At 66.2% G+C, this 25211-nt stretch carries 22 protein-coding genes; 15 read left to right on the forward strand and 7 right to left on the reverse strand.

What is annotated here, in order from left to right; translation table 11 throughout:
• Positions 1–84: 84 nt before the first annotated feature.
• Positions 85–1404, forward strand: coding sequence for an endo-1,4-beta-xylanase (locus G4L39_RS08200; RefSeq protein ID WP_165107364.1), 1320 nt, complete (start codon positions 85–87; stop codon positions 1402–1404).
• Positions 1405–1548: 144 nt separating this feature from the next.
• A complete protein-coding gene (locus G4L39_RS08205; RefSeq protein ID WP_165107365.1) occupies positions 1549–3930 on the forward strand; it encodes an alpha-L-arabinofuranosidase C-terminal domain-containing protein in 2382 nt (793 codons plus the stop codon).
• A gap of 187 nt (positions 3931–4117) precedes the next feature.
• On the opposite strand, the gene G4L39_RS08210 is transcribed toward G4L39_RS08205, so the two are convergent.
• From G4L39_RS08210 to G4L39_RS08230, 5 genes are all read right to left on the reverse strand, one after another.
• Complete coding sequence (locus G4L39_RS08210) at positions 4118–5077, reverse strand: UbiA-like polyprenyltransferase (RefSeq protein WP_165107687.1); 960 nt, start codon at positions 5075–5077, stop codon at positions 4118–4120.
• A 23-nt stretch (positions 5078–5100) separates the two neighbouring features.
• Positions 5101–5658 carry a UbiX family flavin prenyltransferase gene (locus G4L39_RS08215; protein WP_165107367.1) on the reverse strand — a complete coding sequence of 186 codons (558 nt, stop codon included), beginning with the start codon at positions 5656–5658 and terminating at the stop codon, positions 5101–5103.
• A gap of 127 nt (positions 5659–5785) precedes the next feature.
• Positions 5786–6247 carry an SsrA-binding protein SmpB gene (gene smpB, locus G4L39_RS08220; protein WP_165107369.1) on the reverse strand — a complete coding sequence of 154 codons (462 nt, stop codon included), beginning with the start codon at positions 6245–6247 and terminating at the stop codon, positions 5786–5788.
• A 67-nt stretch (positions 6248–6314) separates the two neighbouring features.
• Positions 6315–6578 carry a DNA-directed RNA polymerase subunit omega gene (locus G4L39_RS08225; RefSeq protein WP_165107371.1) on the reverse strand — a complete coding sequence of 88 codons (264 nt, stop codon included), beginning with the start codon at positions 6576–6578 and terminating at the stop codon, positions 6315–6317.
• 446 nt (positions 6579–7024) lie between these two features.
• The gene (locus G4L39_RS08230; protein WP_165107373.1) at positions 7025–8566 is read right to left on the reverse strand and encodes a glycoside hydrolase family 10-like protein; all 1542 of its coding nucleotides are present in this window, start codon (positions 8564–8566) and stop codon (positions 7025–7027) included.
• Between the two features lie 188 nt (positions 8567–8754).
• On the opposite strand from G4L39_RS08230, the gene G4L39_RS08235 reads away from it, so the two are divergent.
• A complete protein-coding gene (locus G4L39_RS08235) occupies positions 8755–9924 on the forward strand; it encodes an FG-GAP repeat domain-containing protein (protein ID WP_205880874.1) in 1170 nt (389 codons plus the stop codon).
• A gap of 40 nt (positions 9925–9964) precedes the next feature.
• Here G4L39_RS08235 and G4L39_RS08240 read toward each other — a convergent pair whose 3' ends face one another.
• Positions 9965–10690: a YjjG family noncanonical pyrimidine nucleotidase gene (locus tag G4L39_RS08240; protein WP_165107376.1), complete on the reverse strand. Its 726-nt coding sequence runs from the start codon at positions 10688–10690 to the stop codon at positions 9965–9967.
• A gap of 1194 nt (positions 10691–11884) precedes the next feature.
• Here G4L39_RS08240 and G4L39_RS14645 point away from each other — a divergent pair.
• From G4L39_RS14645 to G4L39_RS08300, 12 genes are all read left to right on the forward strand, one after another.
• On the forward strand, positions 11885–12073 hold the full coding sequence (locus tag G4L39_RS14645) for a hypothetical protein (protein ID WP_205880875.1): 189 nt from the start codon (positions 11885–11887) through the stop codon (positions 12071–12073).
• 336 nt (positions 12074–12409) lie between these two features.
• Entirely contained in the window at positions 12410–13156 is a 747-nt protein-coding gene (locus tag G4L39_RS08250) for a flagellar hook-basal body protein (RefSeq protein ID WP_165107380.1), read from the forward strand.
• A gap of 30 nt (positions 13157–13186) precedes the next feature.
• Positions 13187–13969, forward strand: a complete 783-nt coding sequence (gene flgG / locus G4L39_RS08255) for a flagellar basal-body rod protein FlgG (RefSeq protein ID WP_165107381.1) — start codon at positions 13187–13189, stop codon at positions 13967–13969.
• Positions 13969–14823 carry a flagellar basal body P-ring formation chaperone FlgA gene (gene flgA / locus G4L39_RS08260; RefSeq protein WP_165107383.1) on the forward strand — a complete coding sequence of 285 codons (855 nt, stop codon included), beginning with the start codon at positions 13969–13971 and terminating at the stop codon, positions 14821–14823. The genes flgG and flgA overlap by 1 nt, the downstream gene beginning before the upstream one ends.
• A gap of 41 nt (positions 14824–14864) precedes the next feature.
• Entirely contained in the window at positions 14865–15470 is a 606-nt protein-coding gene (locus G4L39_RS08265; RefSeq protein WP_165107384.1) for a flagellar basal body L-ring protein FlgH, read from the forward strand.
• Between the two features lie 57 nt (positions 15471–15527).
• Entirely contained in the window at positions 15528–16772 is a 1245-nt protein-coding gene (locus tag G4L39_RS08270; protein ID WP_205880876.1) for a flagellar basal body P-ring protein FlgI, read from the forward strand.
• A 3-nt stretch (positions 16773–16775) separates the two neighbouring features.
• Positions 16776–17234, forward strand: coding sequence for a rod-binding protein (locus G4L39_RS08275; RefSeq protein ID WP_165107387.1), 459 nt, complete (start codon positions 16776–16778; stop codon positions 17232–17234).
• Entirely contained in the window at positions 17231–17731 is a 501-nt protein-coding gene (locus G4L39_RS08280) for a flagellar protein FlgN (protein WP_165107388.1), read from the forward strand. Before G4L39_RS08275 ends, G4L39_RS08280 begins: the two co-directional genes overlap by 4 nt.
• Before the next feature lie 4 nt (positions 17732–17735).
• Positions 17736–19166: a flagellar hook-associated protein FlgK gene (flgK, locus tag G4L39_RS08285; protein ID WP_165107389.1), complete on the forward strand. Its 1431-nt coding sequence runs from the start codon at positions 17736–17738 to the stop codon at positions 19164–19166.
• Positions 19167–19190: 24 nt separating this feature from the next.
• Positions 19191–20126, forward strand: a complete 936-nt coding sequence (locus G4L39_RS08290) for a flagellin N-terminal helical domain-containing protein (RefSeq protein WP_165107391.1) — start codon at positions 19191–19193, stop codon at positions 20124–20126.
• Between the two features lie 109 nt (positions 20127–20235).
• Entirely contained in the window at positions 20236–21267 is a 1032-nt protein-coding gene (locus G4L39_RS08295) for an NAD(P)H-binding protein (RefSeq protein WP_165107392.1), read from the forward strand.
• A 1669-nt stretch (positions 21268–22936) separates the two neighbouring features.
• Positions 22937–23950 (forward strand): glycosyltransferase family 9 protein, encoded by a 1014-nt coding sequence (locus tag G4L39_RS08300; protein ID WP_165107393.1) that lies wholly within the window; start codon positions 22937–22939, stop codon positions 23948–23950.
• 165 nt (positions 23951–24115) lie between these two features.
• On the opposite strand, the gene G4L39_RS08305 is transcribed toward G4L39_RS08300, so the two are convergent.
• Complete coding sequence (locus G4L39_RS08305; protein ID WP_205880877.1) at positions 24116–25201, reverse strand: glycosyltransferase family 10 domain-containing protein; 1086 nt, start codon at positions 25199–25201, stop codon at positions 24116–24118.
• Positions 25202–25211 lie beyond the last annotated feature (10 nt).

Here is a 25211-nt window from a genome sequence, read left to right on the forward strand (position 1 = left end):
TCCGGGGCTTGTGGTCCGCTCCACGAACCGCACTCCCGGTCGGTTGTGCTTGACCGGCCGGTTCCTCCCGGCATCCATCCCCGCATGACACGACGCGAGTTCCTGAAGTGCGGGCTGGCCGGTTCGGTGGCGGCTCCCTGGATGGTCCGGCATGCCCTCGGCGCCTCCTCCGGCGAGGACGAGCTGCTCGCCGAGGCCCGCAACCGGATTCGGCGCCACCGCACGCGGAGAAGGGTTCTGGTCCTCAGGGACACCGGGGGCCGGCCCCTTGCAGGGGCTCACGTCCGGATTGAAATGCTGCAGCACGAGTTTCTTTTCGGCTGCAACTGCTTCGGTTTCGGCCGCAATCGCGACGAGACACTCGAACAAGAGTACCGCGAACGGTTCGCCCAACTGTTCAACTTCGCCACGCTCGGATTCTACTGGGCCCGCTATGAGCCGCGACCTGGCGAGCCCGACCACGAATCCATCGAACGCGTCCTGACCTGGACCACCGCCAGGGGCATCCGGTGCAAGGGACATCCGCTGGTTTGGGATCATCCGGCCGGCTCTCCCCGCTGGCTGCCCGGGGACGACGCCGAACTGGCCCGACTCGTGGAAGCCCGCGTGCGCGACATTGTCAAGCGATTTGCGGGTCGTCTGGACGTTTGGGACGTGGTCAACGAACCGACGCACCTGCCCGACCGGGTCAACCAAACCCGCATGGCCCTCTGGGGCGAAAAACTCGGGCCGATTGCCTACACCCGACGGCCCCTGGAAGTGGCCCGCGAAGCCCATCCCCGCGCAACGCTCCTGGTCAACGATTATCGCCTGGACCGTCGCTACTACGAGATCCTGGACGCCCTGCGGGACCGCGACGGTCAACCCCTCTTCGATGCGGTCGGTCTGCAAAGTCACATGCACGACGGACTTTGGCCCCCGGGACGCGTCTGGGAGATCTGCGACCGCTTTGCCGCCCTGGGCCGCCCCCTGCATTTCACCGAAACCACCCTGGTCAGCGGCCCGCGCCTCGGCCCGGGCGAACGCTGGGGCGCCACCACGCCCGAACTGGAGCAACAACAGGCAGACGCCGTCGCCACATTCTACACCCTGGTCTTTGCCCACCCCGCCGTGGAAGCACTCACCTGGTGGGACCTCTCGGACCGCGGTGCCTGGCAGGGAGCCGCAGCCGGACTGCTCCGAAGGGACATGTCCCCCAAACCGGCTTACGAGCGACTACACCAGCTCATCCGGCGGGAATGGTGGACCCGGGCCGAGTTGGAGACCGACGCCACGGGTAGCTGTGCCGTGGAGGCCTTTTACGGCCGCCACCGCATTCACATCCGCCACGGTTCCGCACCCCCCGTGGAACGCGACGTGGATTGGTCCCGTCACGCGCCCGAACGCACCGAACTGACCGTTTGACCGGGGCCCCGCCGAGCTGCGTCCCAGTCCACATGGCCGTCTGGTTTCCATACCTCCCCGGGCGGCCGGCGATGGACATGACAATCGAGAGTGCCGGGCCGGTTCGCCTTGACGCCACCCTGCGTTCCCGGACTCAATGATCGCATGAAACCAAGGCTGCGTCTCATACTGGCCCTCGGCGCCCTCCTCGGCATGGTGGGTCTCCTGCCGGCCCAAAACCTGGTACGCAACGAGTCCTTCGAAAACGCCCAGGGCAACCGGCCCCGCGGATGGCGGACCGAAACGTGGGGTGGCCAGGCGGATTTCAGCTACCCCCAGCCCGGCCGCACGGGAGAACGAAGTGTCGGCATTGCCTCCCAGGCCGGCGCCGATGCCGCCTGGGCCACCACCGTCACGGTGGACCCCTTTGCCCGGTACCGGCTCTCCGGCTGGATCAAAACCGAGGCGGTGGAACCGGTCCAGGGCGGCCGTGGCGCCCTGCTCAACATCCACGGCCTGGAAGGCGCGGCCACACCGGCCGTCACCGGTACCCGCGACTGGACCCGGGTGGAGGTCGAATTCGACGTGGACGACCAGACCCAGCTGCAGATCAACTGCCTCTTTGGCGGCTGGGGTCGCGCCCGCGGCCGCGCATGGTTCGACGACATCGCACTGGAAAAACTCGAGCAACGGCAACCCCCCGCCCCCAAAATCGAAGTGGACGCCAGCCGCATTGGTGAGCCCCTTTCGCCGCTTGTCTACGGCCAGTTCATCGAACACCTCGGCCGTTGCATTTACGGCGGCATCTGGGCCGAAATGCTCGAAGACCGCAAATTCTATTACCCCATCACCTCCAACTACGCCCCCTACACGGCCCTTCGAAACACCCAATACCCGGTCGTTGGGGCTTCGCCCTGGCAGATTGTCGGCCGTCCCGACGGCGTGGAGATGACGACCAACGCGCCCTTCGTGGGCCGGCACACGCCTCTGCTCCGGCAGGGCACCGGGATCCGACAGAATGACCTCGGCGTCACCGCCGGCAAAGAATACGTCGGGTACGCATGGCTCAAACACCCCGAAAACCGGTCGGCCCGGGCCCGCGTGACCCTGCGCTGGGGTCAGGCCGCAGCGGACGCCCAAACCGTGGAAATCCGTGTGCGCCGCGGCGATTACCAAAAATACCCCTTCCGTTTTACGGCCGGCCTCACCACGGATCAGGCCTCCCTGGAAATTCGGGCCGAGGAGGGCGACCTGTTGGTCGGCACCATCTCCTTGATGCCCGCCGATAACATCCACGGCATGCGCGCCGACACATTGGCCCTGCTGCGCCAGTTGGCCGCGCCCATCTACCGCTGGCCCGGTGGAAACTTCGTCAGCGGTTACGACTGGCGGGACGGCATCGGCGACCGCGACCGTCGCCCGCCCCGAACCAACCCCGCTTGGACCGGCGTCGAACACAACGACTTCGGCCTGCACGAATTCATCGACTTCTGCCGGCTGGTCGGCGCCCAGCCACTGGTCACCGTCAACACCGGTTTCGGCGACGCCCACTCCGCCGCCGCCCTGGTGGAGTATTGCAACGGGCCGGCCGACTCCCACTGGGGTCGCCAACGTGCCCGGAACGGGTCCCCCCAACCTTTCGGCATCCGGTACTGGTGCGTCGGCAATGAAATGTGGGGGCCCTGGCAGCTCGGCTACATGTCCCTGGACCATTACGTCCTGAAACAAAACTGGGTCGTGGACAAAATGCGCGAGGTGGATCCCACCATCTTCTGCATCGCCTCCGGTAACGCGGGCCCCTGGAGCCGCGGCCTGCTTGAACGTTGCTCCGATCACATGGAGGCCATCGCCGAACATTTCTACTGCCAGGAACGATCCGGCCTGGCCGCCCACGTCCGACAAATCCCCGACAACATCCGGGCCAAGGCCGATTTCCATCGGCGCATGCGATCGGAACTGCCCCAACTCAAGGGCAGGGACATCCGCATCGCCATGACCGAGTGGAATTACTGGTACGGACCCCACGTGTTCGGTGAACTGGGCACGCGCTACTTCCTCAAGGACGCCCTCGGCATCGCCGCCGGCCTTCATGAGTACGCCCGCCAGAGCGACCTCATCCACTCGGCCTTCTACGCCCAGACCGTCAACGTCATCGGCGCCATCAAAACCAGCCGGCGCAACGCCGCGTTCGAAACCACCGGCCTTGTCCTCATGCTGTATCGTCACCAGTTTGGTGAACTGCCGGTTCACACCCGCACCGAAGGGCTCATTGACGCACAGGCCGCCTGGAGCCTCGACCGCCGCAGACTCACGCTCGGCATCGTCAACCCCACCCTCCAGGCCCAGGTCATCCCCCTCCAGATTCACGGCGCCGCCCTGAAAAAGCGCGGCATGCGCTGGCAAATCGCAGGCACCGACCCGCAACTCTTCAATGACCCGGACGAGCCCCTGCGCGTCCGCATCGAACAACTGCCCTTCGACGGATCCACCGACCGAATCGAGGTCGCCCCCTGCAGCGTGACTCTGGTCGCCTGGGAGGCTGACTGATCAAATCGCCAACACGGGCGGCCGGTCCGAACCCCCGGGCCGGCCGTCCCGACAAGACCGTCCGCCGACCACCGCACCGGCCCGGCGCGCCCCTCGCCCCGTGCCCCGTTGACCGGCCACATCTCCGTTCCCACCGGACCCACCCCCCGGCCGCTGCCCGCCCGGAAAAACCCGGTCCGCCCCCGCCTCACAGCCGGAGATGGAAGCCGCCCTGAAACACCACCTCCGCCAGCGTGATCGCCAGGAACACCACGCTGATCAGCGCGTTCAACCGGAAAAAGGCCGTCTGAACCCAGTTCAAGCTCCGCCGCCGCGCGATCCAGTGCTCCAGCAAAACACACAGAAGGATCAGAAACCACCCCGCCAGATACGCCACCCGAAACCGGCACAGCAGGCCGAACAACAACAACAACCCCATCATGATCATGTGGCTCAGAAACGCCGCCAACAGCGCGTTGCGCGGTCCCCAGGCAACCGGCAGCGAATGCAGCCCGTGGCGCCGGTCAAACTCGTAATCCTGAATCGAGTAAATGATGTCAAAGCCCGCCACCCAGAACACCACCGCTGCCGCCAGCACCGTCATCCGCAACCCGTCCATCCACGTCAGATCGCCTCCCTTCACCGCCAGCCACGCCCCCACCGGCGCCAACCCCAACGCAATCCCCAGAAACAAATGCGTGTAATGAGTGAACCGCTTGGTGACCGAATAAAAGCACAGCACAAACAAGGCCACCGGCGACAACACAAAGCACAGCGGATTCAAAAACCAACTCGCGATCACCAGGCCCGCCCCGCTCAGTGCCCATAACGTCCACGCACCGGCCAGGCTGATCTGGCCCGTGGGCAGGTGCCGGTGCGCCGTGCGCGGATTCATTGCGTCCCAATGCCGGTCTACAATCCGGTTAAACGCCATCGCACACGTCCGGGCACAGACCATGGCCACCAAAATCAGGCTGAACGTCCGCCAACCCGGCCAGCCCCGGTGCTCCCGTGCCGCCACCGCCATCCCGGCCAGCGCAAACGGCAACGCAAACACCGTGTGCGAAAACCGGACAAACGACAGCCATTTCCGGATTTGCCCCAGCGGTCCGCGGGCCGGTCCGGCCACGGGTTCGTGCTCCGGTGCGGTCTCCGGACCCTGCTTCATCCCGGGTATCTGTGTGGGACCGCTCATTCCAGCTCCTCCGCCCAGCGCGGCACCAACTGGTGCGGCACTCCCAGGTGATCCAGAACCCGCGCCACCACCGTGTCCACCACCGCCTCGACCGTCCGGGGACAGGTGTAAAACGAAGGGTTCGCCGGCAGGATCACCGCACCCGCCTGCAACAACAGTTCAAAGTTCCGCACGTGCACCAGGTTCAGCGGCGTTTCCCGCGGCACCAGAATCAGTTTGCGCCGCTCCTTCAACACCACGTCCGCCGCCCGCAACAGCAGGTCTTCACTGTACCCGTGGGCAATCCGCCCCAGCGTGCCCATCGTGCAGGGAATGACGACCATGGCATCCGGCGGATTGCTCCCGCTGGCAAACGGAACGTTCATGCTCCGGGCATTGTGCACCCGCACGCCCGGCGCCAGCCGCAGCCCCCCGGGCAACTCCGCCTCAATCACCTGCGGCGCATACCGGCTCAACACCACATGCACCTCGTGCTGTTGCGGATCCAGGTTGTCCAGCAACCGCTGGGCGTACAGGGCACCGCTGGCGCCCGTGATGGCAATCAGGAACCTCATGCATTCAAAGTCCGCACCCGCCCGCCGTGCCACTGACTGCCGGATACCCTGCGGCGCCGACAACGCCCCGCCGCGTCCCATTCCGGGGCGGAGCCGGCCCGGCGTCCGCGCACCGCGTGTCGGGCGTTCATGTTGGGGGCCGACGATCCCGGCGCGCCATCGCCCGGCGCAGTTCCAGATCGGCCTCGCGCCGTTTGATCTCCTCCCGGCGGTCCACCTGCGATTTCCCCCGGGCCACGGCCAGTTCCACCTTCACCCGACCGTTCTTCCAGTACATCGAAAGCGGCACCAGGGTGGTTCCCTTGGCAGCGGTCAAACTCTGCAAACGATGGATCTGGTGCCTGTGCAACAGCAGCTTCCGATCCCCCTGGGGCGGGTGATTCGTCCACCCCCCCGGTTTGTACTCCTCAATCCGCGCATTCCGCAACCACACCTCGCCATTCCGGACCTCCGCCCAGGCCTCCCGCAAACTCGCCCGCTTCTCGCGCAACGACTTGACCTCCGTGCCCCGCAACACAATCCCGGCCTCCACCGTTTCCAGGATGTGGTAGTCATGCCGCGCCTTCGGGTTGGTCACAATCGGCTCCATAAACTACAACTGCCAGAAGGTCGCCCTCCTGGCCAGTTGCCGCTCACGCCTCAACCCGGGAACCCGATCAGGCCCGCCGGATGCGCCGACGGGGTTTCTCGGCGGGAGCCGACGGCTCCTCCGAATCCGGAAACTCCCAAACCAGTTTCCCCTCGGCGATCTCGAGCAACGCGATGTCGGTCACGTCCATGTTCTCGGCATTCGCGACCTGCGGCCGACTCACACTGCCCGAGCCGGCCAGCAACTGCCGGACCCGGCGGGACACGATGTTCACCAAAATGTTCGGGTCCCCAACCTTCTCCAGCGCTCGCTTGCAAAGTTCCGCGTTCATCGTAGGATCTCGAAACGTCCAGGCCCCGTACAGAATACGCCAACCCTTCCCCGCCGCAACCGCAAATTCCGCTCCCGACGCAAAACCCGCCCGACCAAAACGGCCGATCCGCCGACCGCTCCCGGCCCGGCCGCCCCTGACCGACCCCCGGGCCACTCGCAACATGCATTAAGGCGGCAAGAACCGCGTCCCCGCACTCCGCAAGGATTCACTTACATGCACTCTTTGGGTTTGCCCTCTGGGTCCTCCGTGTCTCTGTGGTTCATTCCCTCCATGGCTCTGCGATGAACCCGGCGGACACTACACCGGGGGAATACGCGACCGACAACGGTCCGGGGGTTGGGGCGAACCGGGGGCTCATCCCCGATGCGGCTGCCATCGCGAAACCGGCAGGACCAGCCGCCACTTCACTTGGGAAGCCAGGGGCAACCCCGACGACCCCCGGTCTAACGCCCGGCCTCTTTCCGGCCTGCACTGCCGGCGGAGGGACTTCTGGTACGGTCCGCCGGCCGGCGCCAAACGGCGGCGGGGCTGGTCCGGCCGTCCGGTCCCACGGCTACAAGGGCGACCGCACGTGCGTCATCCCACACCGCCGAGCGCGTGTTCCCGTCCAACCGACGGCTTGTCCATCCGTTCGCCTGCAACACTTGGAGGTACCAGAACCGGACCGTTGCGTTGGTGCCGGCGTTCCAATGCAGGTGCACCCGGCGCGAGCCGGACTCGGTGCCCACTTCAAGCCGGGGTTGGTCCGGCGGCCGGCCCGGCAGCCATGACGCCTCCGGAACCAGGGCCGCCCGGGCATAGGGCCCGCGGAGCAGTGCCTGGACGAGGTTGGTTTGGCGCAGCAGGCCCGGCAGGTGCCAGTGGATATGGCCGGCGGCGTGGCCGGTCGTTCTGCGAACCGACTGGATTTGTTTGAGGATCTCTTCCGCGCCCCAATCGGAGCCGCGGGCCGTGTTCAGTCCCGGCCAGAGATGTCGGTGCCGCGTGTTCTGGCCTTCCCACCACTCCAGCAGCGGCACGAACGGTTGCTCCCTGGCGGTGGTGGGCCAGTAGAGTTGCGGCGCGCAGTAATCCAACCATCCCTGTTGCAGCCATTTCCGGGCATCGGCGTACAGTACCGCGTAGGCGTCCAGGCCACGCACGCCGCGCGGATGATCCGGACGCCAGATCCCGAACGGGCTGATCCCAACCTTGACGGTGGGCCGAGCCTCTTTGACCGCCCGGTACAGCCGCTCCACGAACCGGTCCACGTTCTGACGACGCCAGGTGTCCCGGTCCGGTCCGTCCGCTGCGTCGCGTTGCGCCCAGGAACGTTCATCCGGGAACGGAAGCGGCCGACCGGCGCTGTCTTTCTCGGGGTAGGGATAGAAGTAATCGTCAAAATGGACGCCATCCACGTCGTAACGCCGGACCACGTCCAACACCGTCTCAATCACGTAGTCGGTCACGCCGGGTTCACCCGGGTCCAACCACAAATAGGGACCGTAGGAACGGACCCACTCCGGTCGCACGCGACTGATGTGCCGGGACGACACGGGAGGATTGGTTGGTGCCCGCACCAGCACGCGGAAAGGATTGAACCACGCGTGCAGCTCCAGGCCGCGGGCGTGTGCCTCCCGAATGGCAAACTCCAAGGGATCGTAATAGGGCTCCGGGGGTCGACCCATCTCGCCCGTGAGATAGTACGACCACGGTTCCTTGTCCGAGGCATAGAATGCGTCGCCGGCGGGGCGGACCTGGAGGATCACGGCGTTCAATCCCAGACGGGCCGCGGCATCCAGGAGTTGAAGAAGTTCCTGTTGTTGTTGGGCCGATGAAAGGCCCGGCCGTGAGGGCCAATGCAGGTTGCGGACCGTGGCGATCCACGCGGCGCGGAATTCCCGCGGCGGTGCGGGTGGTTCGACGGGCACGGCCGCGCCCCCCGCCGACCAAACCGCACCTGCCGCCAAGCCGGCCCACACCCATTGCTGCCACCGCATCGCCATGGCTGCCCTCAAAGTGCCTTTACCATCGAAAAACATGGGCCCGTCGGGCAAGTCCCGAACGCCGCACCCTCCGAAACTTTCCAGGACCCGGCCGGTGGCCGGCCCGGCGAAGAATCGCCCCGGCAGCGATCGCTTGCCGCTTTCTGCTCATTTGCATCCGCGCCCAAACCGTGCCAACGATGGACACGATGCGTCCTCAGGTAACCGCTATCCGGGTCGGTTTGCTCCAGCTCATCGTCGGTCTGAACCTTTCCGCGGCGATGTTCCGGGCTGAGACCGTGGACGACAACCTCCGCATCGGCTATGGCGTGACGGTGGCCGATGTGGATGGCGACGGTCGGCTCGACCTCGTTGTGGCCGACCAGCACCTCATCCTCTGGTATCGGAATCCGACATGGACCCGCCATGAGATGGCGGAGCGGTTGACGGAACGGGATCATGTCTGTGTGGCGGCGCTCGACCTCGACGGGGACGGCCGGGCGGAGGTGATGGCAGGAGCCGGCTGGGCACCGTGGGACACCACCACGCCGGGGGCACTGTTCGTTCTTCGGGCGGGCACGGATCGGCGGTCGGCTTGGACCCCCGTGCCCCTTCCGGCCGAGCCGACGCTGCATCGGATTCGTTGGGCCCGGGACGATGCAGGCCGATGGTCCCTGGTAACACTCCCGTTGCACGGGCGGGCGAACGATCCTGCAACCGGCACGGGCCCCGGTGTGCGCGTGCACCGTTACACCCCAGGAGCAGGCACGGAATCAGGATGGTCGCAAACCCTCCTGTTTGAGGGCCTCAACAAGACCCACAATTTCGATGTTGTTGCCTGGGACGATGACCCTCCGGACGAACTGGTAATTGCCTCGCGACAGGGCCTGTTCTTATGGGATCCGAACCCCGGGGGACCGGCCCGACTCAGGCTCCTGGCCACCAATGAACTGGGCGGCATGGGCGAGGTGCGCGTGGGGCGGGGCAGGGACGGACACAGGTTTCTGGCTGCCGTGGAGCCGATGCACGGCCATCGGCTGGCAATTTACCGGCCGGAGCGTGGACCGGGTGACCGCACGGTGCTGTCCACCAACCTGGTCGAGGGTCACGCCGTGGTGACCGGCGATTTCCTTGGACTGGGACACGACCAGGTGGTGGTAGGGTGGCGGGGCCGGGGCGGACAGGCATCGTCTGTGGGTGTTCAAATGTTCTTGCCGCGCGATGAGTCGGGGGAATCGTGGGAGGCCCGGATCATTGACGACACGATGGCTTGCGAAGACCTTGCCGTGGCCGATCTGGACGACGACGGAGACCTCGACCTGGTCGCTTCGGGCCGTGCGACCCGAAATTTGAAGATCTACTGGAACCAGCGTCGCTGATAAAGGATCTGCGCCGGCCCTGGCGTCCCGGCCGCGGCCGTCAGCCAATCTGGTCACCGTCAACCAACCACTGACGCAGTTCGGCCCATGACCGCACAACCCGTTGCACGGTCGGGGCGGGGGGCGTGGGCCGGCCGTCCGGATTGAACCAGCACGCATCCCAACCCGAGGCCACCGCACCGGCGATGTCCGCCTCCCAACTGTCGCCCACAATCAGGATGGTCTCCGGTTCCGGCCGACCCATCTGTTCCCGGGCGATTTCGAAGAATGCCCTGGCAGGCTTGGCCGCGCCGATTTCCTCGGAAATGATCACGACGTCGAAGAGCGACAGGAGCCCTGCGCCCTCTAGACGCGGGCGCTGGACACGGCTCAATCCGTTGGTCACCACGGCCAAACGGTGGCGCTGGCGCAACAGACTCAACACCTCGCGACAGCCGGGCCAGAGATCATATCCGCGCGCCAGAGCTTCGAGGTACCGGTCGGCAAACAAGGCCGCCGGGGCAGAGATGCCGGCCCGCTGGAGAAAACGTTCAAACCTGAGGGTCTTGAGGTGTTCGACGCTGATCCGGCCCTGTTCCCAAGCCTGCCAGAGTTCACGGTTGACCTCACGGTAAAGGGCGCGCAGCTCCGGCGTGGGTTCACGCCCCAATGCACCCAGCGCCTCGGCCAGCGCGCGATGTTCTGCCCGATCGTAATCCAGCAGGACCCCGTCCGCGTCAAAACAGAGCCACCGGTAGGCCGGTGCAGGATGGACTGCCGCGTTCACGGCCTCAGAGAAGCCGCCCCGCGATTTGCGCGCAATTCTCGTCTGCACCGATGTCGGCTCCCGGCCGCCACCGGGGGCGCAGCTCCCGCTTTCGTCTTCAGTTCCCCGAGCTCCCCACCGATGCCACCCACCCGCACCCGCCCACCCGTCGCTTTCACAACCCGCGTCCCGACGAGCTGTTCCTTCACATCCTGCGCAGCGTGGGTCCCGACCTGCTCGGGTAGGTTCCTGCGTGAGACGGCTCCGCGGCGCCGATGACGGGGTCGGTCGGACATGGGGTGACCTTCGGCCCGGGTTCCGGATCCTCCCCGCTTGCGGCGTGGACAACCGGCGTGTTGTCGACGGAAGTCGCGCTGTCACGATTTGTGGCGGCCCTTCGAATGGGCCGTGCTTTCGCCAGGGTCGGGCCCCATCGCCCCGTGAAAATGAACTTTGGATTGCGAGAACCACCCGGGTGACGTTGTGGGATGAATTATTGGCCGAGGTGATCGGCCATCCCCGGTTGGAGCGATCCCGGGCGGCCCGACGCCTCGGGCAGGCTCCATGGACACAGCGGGCTGTCGGGCGACTTGATTGACGGTGTCCGTGGCCCGGACTACATTGCCTTCCCGTTGGATGAACCAACCTCTTTCCTTGGAAGTGGGAAGCCTGGGGCCGATTCAGCAGGCCCGAATCGAATTTGGCGACCTGACCGTCCTGGTGGGGCTACAGTCGTGATATTTCCGACCTGGACCCTGCCTCAGGGCATTGGCCTGAGGCCTTTTGGGGTGGCCTCACCGAGTTCACCGCGCGCGTGAACGATCTTGTGGCCGGGCTTCCACCCGAGCAGTCCCCTGGCACCAGCGAATGCGCCGGTCAAGACATCGCTGTCGAAGCGCGATGACGGCCCGCCCACAAAAGTCGGGGCCCACTCGCTCCCCGGGCGCATTTCGCAAAGCGGTTGAGGAAACCGCGCCTCTCGAAGGGCATTTCAAGAAAGGTCTTCAAGCCCTCCAAGCCCCCCACCGGGCTCAGATCAAATGCCGCGACGCACGCTCCGTGGTTGGAAGTGTGAACCTGGATGACGCGCTCAAAAGCTCCCATCCCAACGAGCCCCGTTGGCACCATGCTATCGGGCTCTGGTCTTCCAAACATCACGGGGAGGCTGTCGCCCGGGTCGAGGTCCATCCCGCGTCCTCAACGCAAATTAACGAAGTGCTCGAGAAGCTCGAGTGGCTGCGCGAATGGTTGAAGGGCGAGGGCATGAAGCCGGCGAATGTGCCGCGTGCAGGGTTTTACTGGCTTGCATCGGGTGGGCGCGTGGCCATCACCCCGCATTCCTTGCAGGCCCGAAAAATTGCCGCAAAGGGCCTTTTGGGTCCGATGCGCATCCTCCATTTGTGAAGGGGCGTCCCAGCCCGAACCGGGCGTCGCGGTCCGGAACCGGCGGCCGTCGCGGCGCAGAGCACCAAACCCGAATCGGTCCCGGTTTAAGATTCCCTTTTACAGGTTCGCCATACGTCGGGCTGATTCGCTGTATTCTTGGCGCGCCGCCCGGATCGCATACGGCTCAGGGCCGGAGCGGCCGGGCGGGGGCGTCTGCGAGGCGTGTGAATGGGAGTTGGCCCGGCAAACTCTGCACCGGCACCTGGCAGGTTTTTCCGTCAACCCCCGCATCACAGGGGCCTGAACCCGTGGGATTTCCGCCTGGCACATGCGTTGCTCCGCTGGTTGGGTGCGATGAATGTGAGCCTTTACCAGGCCGCAGCCGCAATGAACGCCCATGCCCGGGTCCAGGACCTGATCGCTCAAAACCTGGCCCTGGCAGGGGTGCCCGCCGCACGGCGAATGGAAACGTCCTTCGAATCCGTGCCGGCGGGGTTTGCCTCCGGGGCACCCTGGGCCCCCGGCAACCGGTTCTACATCCCCCGCGTGTCGGTGGGTACGAATTTCAGTCAGGGCGAAATTACCCCCTCGGATTCGCCCACCGATCTGGCCATCGAGGGGCCGGCCTTTTTTGAAGTGCAACTGCCGGATGGTACCCCGGCCTACACGCGGCGCGGTCAGTTCCAAGTGGATGCGCAGGGATACCTGGTCACTTATCAGGGGCTTCGTGTCATGGGGAACAACGGCCCCATCCAGGTCGATCCCAAACTGGCGGATTCCATCACCATCACGCCCGAGGGCCAGGTCGTTCAGGGACAGGAGGTTCGCGGGCAGCTGCGGCTGGTGGAATTTGACAATCCCCACGCCCTGCGGTCGTTGCCGGGCGGATTGTTCCTGGCCGAGGACCCGGCGCTGGTCCCGCGCCAGGCCGCACAATCGCGTGTGATCCAGCGCGCCCGTGAATCCTCCAACATCTCGCCCCTGCACGAGATGGCCAGTCTGCTGACCACGCTGCGATTGTTTGAGGCGAGTCAACGGGTGCTCCAGGCCCAGGACGAACGCATGGGCCGCACCATCGCCGAACTGGGAAATCCGGGTTGAACCGCAACCTTCACATGATTTGAAGTCGCCATGTTGCGCGCACTGTATTCGGCAGCCGCCGGGATGGAAGCCCAGCAACTGAACCTCGACGTCATCGCCAACAACCTGGCGAACGTCAACACCACCGGGTTCAAGAAAAGCAAGGTGGAGTTCCAGGAACTCCTCTACCAAACCCTGCGTGCACCGGGGTCCGAAAGCGGCCAGGGCAACGTGCTGCCCACCGGATTGCAGGTGGGCCAGGGGGCACGACCCGTTGCCACCGCACGCATCTTCACCACCGGCGAACTCACGCAGACGGGTGAACGCCTCGACGTGGCCATCCAGGGCGACGGCTTTTTCGAGGTCCAGTTGCCCGACGGCTCCCGCGCCTACACCCGGGCGGGCGCCTTCAAGATCGCCTCCGACGGACGCATCGTCACCAGCGAAGGGTTTGCCCTTCTGGGCGGGTTCCAGGCCGTCCCGCCCGGCACCACCAACATTACCATCTCCCCCAACGGCGAAGTCACCTACAGCGGGCCCAACGGCAACACCACCTTCCGCGTCCAGCTGGTCCGCTTCAACAACCCGGCCGGCCTCGAAAGCCTCGGACGCAACCTGTTCCGCGAAACACTCGCGTCCGGTCCGCCCGAGCTCGGCAACCCGGGTGAAAACGGTTTCGGCGAACTCGAACAGGGCTACCTCGAACTCTCCAACGTCAAGGTCGTCGAGGAAATGGTGAATCTCATCTTGGCCCAGCGCGCCTACGAGGTGAACTCCCGCGCGGTTCAGGCCGCCGACGAAATGATGCAACAAGCCAACAACATCCGACGCTGATGTTGCCCCGCGCTGCCATGCATTTCCACCCGGCCCGCAAGGCGGATCCGCAACTCCGCCTCACCATCGCACTGCTTTGCTGTGCCTGCCTGGACGTCGGGTTCGCCGGCCGGGTCCGAGCCGGCGAGCCCGATCCCGGGCACGCTCCCGCACCCAATGCCACCCGGGCAGAGGCGCCGGGCCCCGCCCGGCCCGCCGGGGAACCCGAACTCCGCACCCTGGACGCCGAAGAGCTCACCCAACTGGTCGCCCGGACACTCCAGGCACATATCGGATCCGACGCCGGTGAGCTCGAAGTGCAACTTCTCCGACCCTGGACACCCGTCAAGGTTCCCAACGCACCTCTTTCCCTCGTCCTGCAAAACCTGCCCGCCACCGGGCTCGGTCCCCAATGTATCCTCCGGTTCGAGCTGCGTGCCGGAGACAGGCCCGTCGGGGCATGGCAAACCGCGGTCCAGCTTCACCTCTGGCGCGAGGTCTGGGTCGCCCGGACCACCATCCCGCGCGGTACCCCCCTCCAACAGGCCGAGCTGGTCCGCGAACGCCGCGACGTCATCGCACTCCGTGAAAAACCGGCCGACCTCGACAACCCCGGCCCGGTGGAACTGGAGTTCTGTGACGTGGTCCCGGCCGGTGCCCCTGTTCCGGCCCGGGCGCTCCGGCCCCGACCCGTCCTGCGGCGTGGACAAACCGCCGAGGCCGTCCTGGAGGAAGGTGCCCTCCGAATCAGCCTCCGCGTCGAGGTCCTCGAAGAAGGTGCACCCGGCCAGATCGTCCGGGTGCGGAACCCGTTGAGCCGGCGCGACCTCTACGGCCGCGTCGTGGACGCCCAGACCGTTCGTGTCTCGCTCTGACCATGAAACCTTTCCCCCCACTCACAAGCCCTTGCGTTCGGATGGTGCCGCTTGCGGCTCTCGCCCTGGCCCTCCTGGCACCCGCCACCCGGGCCCAGTCCCTTTGGAAGGATGACCGCTCCCGGTCCATGTTCGCCGACAAACGCGCCCTCGCCGTCGGCGACATCCTCACGGTCCTGGTCCAGGAAAACACCACCACCGCCAAGGACAACAAAACCAGCACCGCGCGTGAATCCGGCATGGACGCCGGCCTCAGTGCCTTCTTCTACAGCCCCAACGCCAGCCCGCTCCTGACCCGGCGCGGCCAGTTGCCCACCCTCAAGTGGAACAGCAAAAACCAGTTCACCGGCGGCGGCAGCGTCGCCAATTCCGAACAAATCACCGCCCGCGTCGCCGTCCAGGTCATCGAAGTCCTTCCCAACGGCAACCTCATCATCGAAGGCCGCCGCGAAACCGTCATCGGCCGCGAAAACCAAACCATGATCCTGCGCGGTATCGTCCGACCCGACGATGTCCTGGCCAACAACACCGTCTACAGCTACAACATCGCCGACGCCAAAATCGAAATCGTCGGCAAGGGCACCCTCACCGACGCCCAGCGCAAGGGCTGGTTCAGCCGCATTTGGGACAAGGTCAACCCCTTCTGAGGCATGATCCCCACCGGCCCACAAACCCATCCTTTGCCCGCGCGCCCGACCGGTCGCGTGCCCGAACCCCGGCGGACCGAAGCCCCGGGGCGCACCTGCGGGACCTGGCCGACCCCGATCTCCCACAGTCCGGCCGGCAACCTGCCCCTCTCCCGGCCCGGCCTGCGTTGGGCCCGCAAACGCTGGACCCGCTGGTGCACCGCCACCCTGCTTGGCCTCCTGCTCTTCTTCTCCGGGCCGCTGACGGTCACCTCCGGAGCCGCCGGCGTGCGCGTGCGCGACCTGGCCATGATCGCCGGCGCACGCGACAATCAACTGGTCGGATTCGGCCTTGTGGTCGGCCTGGCCGGGGACGGTGACAAGGACCCCGTTTACACGAAACAAACCATCGCCAACATGCTCCAGCGCTACGGCATCAATGTCCCGCCCACCACCCTCTCCGCCAAAAACGTCGCGGTGGTGATGGTCACCGCAGACATCCCCCCCTTCGCCAAACCGGGGACCCGGATCGACGTGCAGGTCGCTTCCATGGGCGACGCCAAGTCACTTCAGGGCGGTGTCCTTTTGCAAACCCCGCTCCTGGGCGCGGACAACCGCGTCTACGCCGTCGCGCAGGGCCCCGTCGCCGTCGGCGGCTTCACCGGCGGCCAGGGCGGGGCCGGCGGCGCCACCGTCACCAAAAATCATCCCACCGTCGGCACCATCATCGGCGGCGCACTCGTCGAACGCGAAATCCCGGCCGAAATCGTGCGCGACAATGCCGTCGAACTGCTCCTCCGCGAGCCCGATTTCACCACCGCCTCCCGTATCGCCGCCGCCATCAACAACCTCTTCACCAACCGGGCCGAAGCGGTCGACGCCACCACCGTCCGTGTCACCATCCCTGAAAGCTGGCGGGATCGGCCGGTGGACTTCATCGCCCGGCTCGAGGCGGTGGAGGTCCAACCCGAGGTCCCGGCCCGCATCATCATCAACGAACGCACCGGCACCATCGTGGCCACCTCCCGCATCCGCATTTCCCCCTGCGCCATCTCCCACGGCAACATCACCATCAACGTCGCTTCCACGCTCAACGTCTCACAACCCAACCCGCTCGGCGCCGGAACCACCGTCGTCACCCCGAGCACCACCACCGAGGTTACGGAAAACAAGGCCGGGCTTGTCCCCCTGCCCGAACTCCCCACCGTGGAACAGGTCGCCAGCGCCCTCAATTCCCTCGGCGTCACCCCGCGCGACATGATGGCGATCTTCCAGGCACTCAAACAGGCCGGTGCACTCCAGGCCGAACTGGTGATCCGTTGAGCCATGAACCTCGAGATCGTCCCATCCATCACCCGTTCGACGACGCCGCCCCCGTTGGAGCGGCTCACCTCCTGTCGCAACCTCTCCGAGGAGGAAAAGGTGGCCGAGGCAGCCCGCCTGTTCGAAGCGCTCCTGTTGCGCCAGATCCTCCGCGAAACCCAGCAGCCGGTCATCCCCTCCACCCTGGAGGGCGAATCCACCGCCTCCGACATCTACCGCGACCTTTTTTGCGAACACCTGGCCGATGCCATCGCACGCAGCGGGGCCCTCGGCCTGGCCCAAACTCTGCAAACCCAGCTGACCCCGCATCCGCGGGGCACGGCCACAACCACTTCGGGCACCGCGCAGCCGGGCACGGACGCCGCGTTGCCTCCCACGCCAAACGCCGGTCGTGATCCCAGCCCGCGACCGGCATCTCCTGCCGACCCGGCGCGCGGTGCTCAACTTCTCTGGCATCCATGAACGAGTCCCTTCATCCGCTCATCGAAGCCCTGCGCCACGAACTCCAGCAATACGGCGAAATGCTCGCCCTGCTGGAGCAACAGCAGGATTGTGTCCTCCATCGCCGATCCGACGACCTGCTCCAAACCGTGGGCGCCATCCAGGCCCAGGCACGCAACCTCCAAAACGCCCGGGAACAACGCGAATCCTGCCGGCGCCGGCTCGCCCGGGAACTGGGCCTGCCCGAAACCGCCCCGTTTGCCGAAATCCTTCCCCGCGTCCCCGCGGATTATCGGCCCCTTCTCGAGGCCCTGGTGCAGGAAAACAACGACCTGCTCGTCCGCGTCCAACAACGCGCCCGTCAAAATCACCTGCTCCTCCACCGGGCCGTCGAACTCATGCAAAAGCTCCTGGCCGCCTTCCTGCCGGGATCCGCCCCGCTCACCTACAGCGAGAACGGGCAGGTCCCAACGGGCGGCAGCTGGTCACCCTCCACGCTCTTCAACGCAGTGGGTTGACACCATGCTCGGCCTGTTTGGATCCCTCAACCTCGGCACGCGCGCCCTCCAAGCCCAGCAACTGGGTGTGGAAGTGGCCGGCCAAAACCTTGCCAACATCAACAACCCGGCCTACGCCCGCCAAAAGGTCCAACTCCAAACCGCACCCGCCCTCCCGAGCCTCATCGGCCCCCAGGGCACCGGCGTCGAAGCCATCGCCATCCGCCAGATCCGCAACCAGATCCTCGATGCCCAAATCCTCGCCGAGGTCGGCGTCGGCGGCTACTGGTCAACCCAGCAAACCGCCCTCCAAACCGGACAGGCCATCCTGGGGGAACAGGTGGACCGGCAAGCCCAGGGTCTCAACGAATCCTCCGCCGTGGACCAGGCCGGCACCGTCACCGGACTGGCCGTCGAATTGACCGGACTGTTCAACGCCTTCCGCGCTGTGGCCACCCGGCCCGATTCCCTCCCCGAACGCCAGGTCCTCGTCAACCAGGCCCAATCCCTCGCCATACGATTCAACCAGATCAGCGGCCGCCTCGATGACCTCACCGCCCAGCTGAACCAGAGCCTCGCCACCGACGTTGCCCGGGCCAACCAGTTGCTGGCCGATATCGCCCGGCTCAACGACCAGATCGTCAATGCCGAGCTCCCCCTCGGCGGCATCGCCAACGACCTGCGCGACACCCGCCAGCAAAAACTCGAGGAGCTGGCCCGAATCCTCCCCGTCCAAACCACCCTCGCCCCCAACGGCACCGTCACCATCTCCTTCCAGGGCGTCACTCTGGTGAGCGACCGCAACGTGCTGGAACAAATCGAAACCTACGACCCCGGCAACGGGCGGCTCCTGCTCCGCACCACCGGCTCCGCCACGCCCCTCGACCCCGGCTCCGGCACCCTCGCCGGCACCCTCCAGGTCCGCGACGGTGCCCTCGCCCAACTCCGCAACGACCTCGACACCCTCGCCGCCGCCCTCATCACCGAAATCAACAACCTCCACCGCACCGGCTACAGCCTCGACGGCCAGACCGGCATCGACTTCTTCACCGGCACCGATGCACGCACCATCGCCGTCCACGCCGATCTCCTGGCCGACCCCGCCCGCGTCCAGGCCTCCAACCGGCCCGACGCACCCGGCAACAATTCCGTCGCACTCGCCCTGGCACAACTGGCCGACCAACCCATCGCGGCCCTCAACAACCGCACCTTCACCGACAGCTACAGCCAGACCGTCGCCAACCTCGGCCTCGCACTCCGCACCGTCAACGGCCAGGTCGCAGACCACCAACAGGTCCTCAACCTCCTCCAACGCCAGCGCGAATCCGTCAGCGGCGTCTCCCTCGACGAGGAAATGACCGACCTGATCCGTTTCCAAAAGGCCTACCAGGCCTCCGCCCGCTTCATCACCACCATCGACGAACTGTTGGACACCGTGCTTGCCCTGAAACGTTGAACCTGAAAACCCGCTCCCCCAGCCATGCGCGTCACCTCCAACACATTCCCCGAAACCCTCATCCAACAGCTCCAGCTCCTCAGCACGCGCCAAAACCGGCTCCAAACCCAGGTCGCCACCGGCCAGCGCGTCCTGAACCCCGAGGACGACCCCGCCGCCATGCAACGCATCCTCGGCCTCCATACCCAAACCGCCGCCACCCGCCAGTACCGCGCCAACCTCAAGACCCTCAACGAACGCGCCAACGTCGCCTTCGACACCCTCAAAGCCCTCAAGAAAATCTCCGACCGCGCCGGCGAACTCGCCACCCTGGCCGACGACACCCGCTCCAAACAGGAACTCCAAACCTACGCCACCGAGGTCACCCAGCTCATCCAACAGGCCGTCCAAATCCTCAACCAGAAACACCGCGGCGCCTACCTCTTCGGCGGCACACGCACCGATCAGCCCCCCTTCATCCTCACCACCGACGCCACCGGCCGCGTCACCTCCGTCACCTACCAGGGCAACACCGAAGTGGCCGCCGCACCCATCGATGACCAGGTCACCCTCGCCATCGACATCCCCGGCGCCAACCCCACCGGATCCGGCCCGCGCGGACTCGTCGCCGACAGCCGCACCGGCGCCGATTTCTTCGCCCACCTCATCGAACTCCAAAACCGGCTCCTCGACGGCGACACCCGAACCATCGCCGAAACCGTCCGACCTGCACTCCTCAAGGACGAGGAACACCTCCTCACCCACATCGGCAATCAGTCCGCACTCATCGCCCGCATCCAAACCGCCTCCAACCTCGCCGACAAACAATTGCTCGCTCTCGATCAGGCCGTCTCTCGTGAGGCCGACGCCGACCTCGCCGAAACCCTCGTCCGACTCAACCAGGTCCAAACCGCCTACCAGGCCGCCCTTCAATCCGGCGCCACCATCCTCCGACTCTCCCTGCTCGATTACCTCCGTTGACCCGCCGCGGTAAAACCCGTGCGCCCGGCCCCGTGCCGTCCGCCCGGGCCACCCGCCCAACCGAACCCGGAGTTGGCAACCGGCCCTTCCATTGCCAACCTTACCCGGCGTGAACCAGACATCCGCACCCGGCCTGAAAGTCCTGGTCACGGGCGCCACCGGCTTCGTGGGCCGCGAAGTCGTACGCCAGCTCCGGGCACACGGACACTCCATCCGCGCCCTCGTGCGCCAACCCGGATCCGCCCTCGCCGAAACCCTCGCCCAAACCGCCGGCGCCGAACTGGTCCCGGGCGATGTCCTGGACCCCGGCACCGTGCAACGCGCCGTCGCGGGCGTGGACGCCGTGGTCCATCTCGTCGGCATCATCCGCGAGTTCGGCACCCAAACCTTCGAAAACATGCACGTCCGCGCCACCGCCCACGTCGTCCAGGCCGCCCGCGCCGCCCGCGTCCAACGGCTGCTCCACGTCAGCGCACTCGGTACCCGACCCGACGCACCCTCCCGTTACCACCGCACCAAGTGGGAGGCGGAGGAACAGGTGCGCGCCAGCGGGTTGCCCTGGACCATCCTGCGACCGTCGCTCATCTACGGGCCCGGCGACCAGTTCATCAACCTCTTCGTCAGGATCAGCCGCTACACACCGGTCCTGTTGTTGCCCGGCTCGCCCACCAGCCTTTTCCAACCCGTCTTCATCCGTGTCGTCGGCCGCTGCGTCGCCGCCGCACTCACCCACCCCGATGCCGTCGCACGCACCCTGGATGTCTGCGGTCCCGAACGTTTCACCCTGAAGGACATGGTCCGCACGGTCCTGGAGGTGCTGAACCGGCGCCGGCTCCTGCTCTACATGCCCATGCCCGTGGCCCGGCTCACAGCCGCCATCCTGGAAGCGATTTGTCCCACGCTCCTGCGCCGACCCGCGCCCTTCAACCGCGACCAATACCTCATGCTCAGCGAACACAACATCGGCGACCCCGAACCCATCCAGCACCTCTTCGGCATCACCCAGCCCACCTTCCGCGAAGGACTCGCCACATGGCTGGCCCCCAAACCCCACCGCACTCCCGCCCCCGCCAGCCCAACCGCAACGCCTGACCAGCAGTCAGCCGGGCGCCCTGACCCGGAGGATCCCCCCGGCCGGTGAGACCGCGGAAAGCTCACCAGCGCGGGCGCAACTACCGGCCTCGCGTCGGCCGTTGCCCAGCGTCGAATGAGAAAAGGCTGCCGACGAAAGCAGACCAAACGTGGCAGGTCGATCCACTGCGAGGATCGGCGGCCTCGTTCCCGGGGGACCGCGATGAGTCGCCACGCCGCAGCAGGCCCCAAGCCGCGCCCTTCGACACCCTGCCGACCTCCCTGGCCGGCACCGCTCACCGCGGCACGGATGTGACATCCCGTTTGCGCGGGGCCGGAGCCGTGGCGCACTTCGGACGTCCAACGTGAAAAAGGCTTGTCGGGCGCCGGCTTCGACTAAAGTTCCTGCCTGCTCCTGCCGATTCCACAAGGTGCAGCACGTTCGCGGCGGGATGAGCCGCCCGCGACGGGGTGTCCGGATCCCGGCCCGATGTTTCGGACCCGACCGGATCACCCCGTCGCGAATGCGGCCGCCGACCCGGATCTCCGCGCAAAGCACCAGGCCGAAGTTTCGCGCCATGCGTATGCGGCACCCGCCTCGGGGCGTGCCCGGCCACCGGATGGCCTTTACAAGGCGCGGCAGGGTCCGTTTGGACGGATCGGCGGTTCGCAAGACCGCGGCTGAAGTCGGGCCGGACCGGCCGAATCCTACGGGCGGGCTGACCTGTGCACATGGGCCGCCCGTTTGGCCATCGTACCCCACGACGCGCAGCACACCGTGTCCGTGCCAGCAGGCTCAGCAACCGACCGGGCTATCCATTCAAACCCTCCTCTTTGTCCGCTGCACATCCGGACGGCCCCTCCGGGAGCCAATCTGTAGGACGGACCAACCAGAGGATCTCTCCGCCTGCAGCCTGCGTGTCCGAGAGAACAGGGGAAAGGGCCCGAAAACCCGGTTGGGCCGAAATCCGGTCGGTCGACAAGCTCGTTCGTGCGACGCTGCGGTTGAAACGCGATGGCGACACTACCACGCTCCTTTGCCGATGGGTGACCCGTTAGATGGGCGGACCACCAAACCACCTGCCCGACACGTTACCGTCCAGGTGGCTGGACGATCCCTGCACAGCGCACACTGCTCGCATCCGGGCCGTCTCCATACTGCCTCCGGCTCCGCCGATGGAACCGCCTGTCTGAGATCCGTTCCACCTAGCTCCGGCCAGACCTGCAAGGTTCAAGCCATGGGCCGGCTTTGCCGATGCCTGCCTGCTTCGTCCCAAGCCGAAGCGGGGAGCGTTCCTTTTCATTCTCCGACACCGGGGCTCCGGTGCACATCCTGGTCCCGACAACGCCGGCTTCTGCTTCGGTTTTGGAGGGCTTGCATCAACCACTGAAACCGACAGGACACATCTCGCTTTGGTGGGAGCCCCCGAACGGTGCACGCCGTCAGTTCCGGTCCGCCCCGCCGGATCCGGACCACTCGTTCGGAGCGCGGGTTCCCTTGCCGCATCCGAAGGAGCCGTCGGGCCCGGCTTTTGACCTGATTCCCCCACGACGCCGGGGTGTTGGACCGATGGGACGGTCGTCAAGCGATCGGTTGCTGGAGGTCGGACACCGCACCCGGCCTGCCGCCTCCAAAACGGGGTTGGCCTCCGACCCGCCCACCCGTACGCTCACAGCGCCGTACTGCCGTTGCAGCAAGCCTTTCAGGATGGTCGGGAAACCGGCAGTGACCGCCCAAGATGGAAAAGCGGATTCTCGTCATCAAGCTGGGTGCCTTTGGCGATTTGGTGCTGGCGTTCGACGCGTTTCACGCCATCCGCATGCACCATCGCCGGGATCACGTCACTTTGCTGACCCGCAGGGCCTATGCCTCATGGGCCCGTCAGATGCCCTGGTTCGACGAAGTGTGGGAGGACCCGGCCCTGCGCTGGTGGCAATGGTGGGGCGTGCTGGCCTGGCGCAGGAAACTCCGCTCTGCCGGCTTTTCCCGCGTCTATGACCTGCAGGGTAACGACCGCACCGCCGCATATTTCCGGCTGCTCCACCCCCGGCCGCCCGAATGGTCCGGACCTGTCCGCGGTTGTTCACACCCCCGACCCGACTTTCAGCGGGAGCCACTTCCGGCCTACGAACGTCTGTTGCGTCAGTTGGAATCGGCCGGTGTGCCACGTGCCGGGCGGGCGTCCCTGGACTGGCTCACCGGACCCGTGGAGGATTTCAAGCTGCCGCCGAGCTTTGTCATTTTTGTGCCCGGTTGTTCGCCGCATCGGCCCGAAAAACGTTGGCCCGCGGAGAACTACGCCGAACTGGCGCGACGGCTCCAATCACGCGGCCTGGCCGTGGTTGCAGTCGGAACCCGGGCCGACCAGGACGCCCTCCGGACCCTGTGCCGACTCGCCCCTTGGGTCCTCAACCTGGCCGGCCAAACCGACTTCGGACAATTGGCTGAACTGGCTCGCCGGGCCCTGGGCGTGGTGGGCAACGATACCGGCCCGGTCCACCTCATGGCCGCCGTGGGCGCGCCCACGCTGGTCCTCTACGGCAGAGAAGCAGAGCCCCAACGCTTGCGGCCTTCCGGTTCTGCAGTCGGATGGTTGCAGGCCAAATCGCTGGCCGACCTGAGGGTCGACGAGGTTTGGACCTGGCTGCAACGGCACTGGTTCGGCCCCATGCGCCCCCCTTCGCACCTCCACAAGCTTTTCTCCGATACTCGCCCCGACGCGCCTCCGCAGCATCCACGCCCGACGTCTTGAAATGGCCCGTGCCTGTGCCCTGCCGGTTGCGGCCCGGAGGGGCGATCACGGACAACGCTGCGGGCGGATGGGCCCGATGGATTCCGGACGTTTGCATGGGCCCGCCGGCGCCGTGCCGGCGCCGGCCTTCCCTGATCCTCCCGTCTCCGTTCCGCGCGGGCCGGCTCAGTACCGGGGCCGCAGCAGCGAAACCACCCGGGTCCACCCCTTGCGGGAAAACTCCGACACCGCCGCGGCCAGCGAGGCCCGGCGCACGCGACGTCGGCTGGCAATGAACCCTTCAGGTTCGGGCGGTGCGAACGAGACCGGGTGTCGTTCCTCGATGATGCGCGCCACCTGGGCAAACAACCAGTAACGTTCCAGGTACAACCGCCGGCTCTCCAGGAGCGCGGCGCGTCGTTTTTCGTCCTCCCGATCCCGGATGGCCCGCCGAATGATCTCCAGCGACCCCTCGAAGTCGAAGATGTTGATCGGGACGACGCTTTCGGCGGGGAAGTAATCGGTGTAGTTGGGGCATCCGTAATAGAACGGCAGGCACACGCCCAGAAATGCGTCGGCCAGTTTTTCCGTCAGGTGATGGGGTGCCCTGTGATTCTCGATGGCCAGATGGAACCGGTAAGGGTCCAGGGCATCGGCCTTGTCGGGCAGGTAATTCCAGCCGTGACCGTAAACGTCCAGCTCGGGCAGGGCCGCCTTGAGCTGCTCCACAAAGCGCACCCGCTGATGGTGCAGCGTGTGCCGCTGCCGCTTGGTGGAGCAGACCGTGGAGATCAGCCGGGTCTTGTTCAGGGGCAGGTTCTGCACAATGGCATCGTATCGCCCGCGCGGACTGATCACCGCGTCGCCGTGACCCGTGGCCCCGTAATACCAGACCAGGCCCGGCTGACAGCGAATGGCGCGCGGATGCTTCAGAGCCCAGGGCTCCTGACTCGTCAGCACCCAGCCAAACTGCCGCACATAGTGGGGGCCGTAGACCTTGATGGAACTCGGCTCGGCCGTGATCAGCAACGTGTGGGCCCGCGGACAGGCCAGAGGTTCGATGTCCCGACCCGGCTCCGAGGGCAGGTCGTCGTACACCACCAACCAGTCGTATGCGCGCGCGTCCGGATCAAAAATGAACTCGCACCGGCCCCAGAAGGGTTTTCCCCCGGGAAACCGTCCCAACCACGCCTCGCGATTGTGTTCGCGACTCGCCTTGGCCAGGAACTTGACGCGGATCCGGTCCGGACCGGTTGCGTTGGGCGTGTCCATGTTCATCCGA

The sequence above is a fragment of the Limisphaera ngatamarikiensis genome (assembly GCF_011044775.1).
Lineage (GTDB): Bacteria > Verrucomicrobiota > Verrucomicrobiia > Limisphaerales > Limisphaeraceae > Limisphaera > Limisphaera ngatamarikiensis.

What these genes read in the sequence shown, in the direction of transcription:
- G4L39_RS08205 (WP_165107365.1), top strand. Translation starts at nt 1,549, where the DNA reads ATGAAACCAAGGCTGCGTCTCATACTGGCCCTCGGCGCCCTCCTCGGC.
- flgA (WP_165107383.1), top strand. Translation starts at nt 13,969, where the DNA reads ATGTTGCCCCGCGCTGCCATGCATTTCCACCCGGCCCGCAAGGCGGAT.
- G4L39_RS08235 (WP_205880874.1), top strand. Translation starts at nt 8,755, where the DNA reads ATGCGTCCTCAGGTAACCGCTATCCGGGTCGGTTTGCTCCAGCTCATC.
- flgK (WP_165107389.1), top strand. Translation starts at nt 17,736, where the DNA reads ATGCTCGGCCTGTTTGGATCCCTCAACCTCGGCACGCGCGCCCTCCAA.
- G4L39_RS08305 (WP_205880877.1), bottom strand. Translation starts at nt 25,201, where the DNA reads ATGGACACGCCCAACGCAACCGGTCCGGACCGGATCCGCGTCAAGTTC.
- G4L39_RS08200 (WP_165107364.1), top strand. Translation starts at nt 85, where the DNA reads ATGACACGACGCGAGTTCCTGAAGTGCGGGCTGGCCGGTTCGGTGGCG.
- G4L39_RS08225 (WP_165107371.1), bottom strand. Translation starts at nt 6,578, where the DNA reads ATGAACGCGGAACTTTGCAAGCGAGCGCTGGAGAAGGTTGGGGACCCG.
- G4L39_RS08230 (WP_165107373.1), bottom strand. Translation starts at nt 8,566, where the DNA reads ATGGCGATGCGGTGGCAGCAATGGGTGTGGGCCGGCTTGGCGGCAGGT.
- G4L39_RS08265 (WP_165107384.1), top strand. Translation starts at nt 14,865, where the DNA reads ATGGTGCCGCTTGCGGCTCTCGCCCTGGCCCTCCTGGCACCCGCCACC.
- flgG (WP_165107381.1), top strand. Translation starts at nt 13,187, where the DNA reads ATGTTGCGCGCACTGTATTCGGCAGCCGCCGGGATGGAAGCCCAGCAA.
- smpB (WP_165107369.1), bottom strand. Translation starts at nt 6,247, where the DNA reads ATGGAGCCGATTGTGACCAACCCGAAGGCGCGGCATGACTACCACATC.
- G4L39_RS08290 (WP_165107391.1), top strand. Translation starts at nt 19,191, where the DNA reads ATGCGCGTCACCTCCAACACATTCCCCGAAACCCTCATCCAACAGCTC.
- G4L39_RS08300 (WP_165107393.1), top strand. Translation starts at nt 22,937, where the DNA reads ATGGAAAAGCGGATTCTCGTCATCAAGCTGGGTGCCTTTGGCGATTTG.
- G4L39_RS08210 (WP_165107687.1), bottom strand. Translation starts at nt 5,077, where the DNA reads ATGAAGCAGGGTCCGGAGACCGCACCGGAGCACGAACCCGTGGCCGGA.
- G4L39_RS08215 (WP_165107367.1), bottom strand. Translation starts at nt 5,658, where the DNA reads ATGAGGTTCCTGATTGCCATCACGGGCGCCAGCGGTGCCCTGTACGCC.
- G4L39_RS08280 (WP_165107388.1), top strand. Translation starts at nt 17,231, where the DNA reads ATGAACGAGTCCCTTCATCCGCTCATCGAAGCCCTGCGCCACGAACTC.
- G4L39_RS08250 (WP_165107380.1), top strand. Translation starts at nt 12,410, where the DNA reads ATGAATGTGAGCCTTTACCAGGCCGCAGCCGCAATGAACGCCCATGCC.
- G4L39_RS08275 (WP_165107387.1), top strand. Translation starts at nt 16,776, where the DNA reads ATGAACCTCGAGATCGTCCCATCCATCACCCGTTCGACGACGCCGCCC.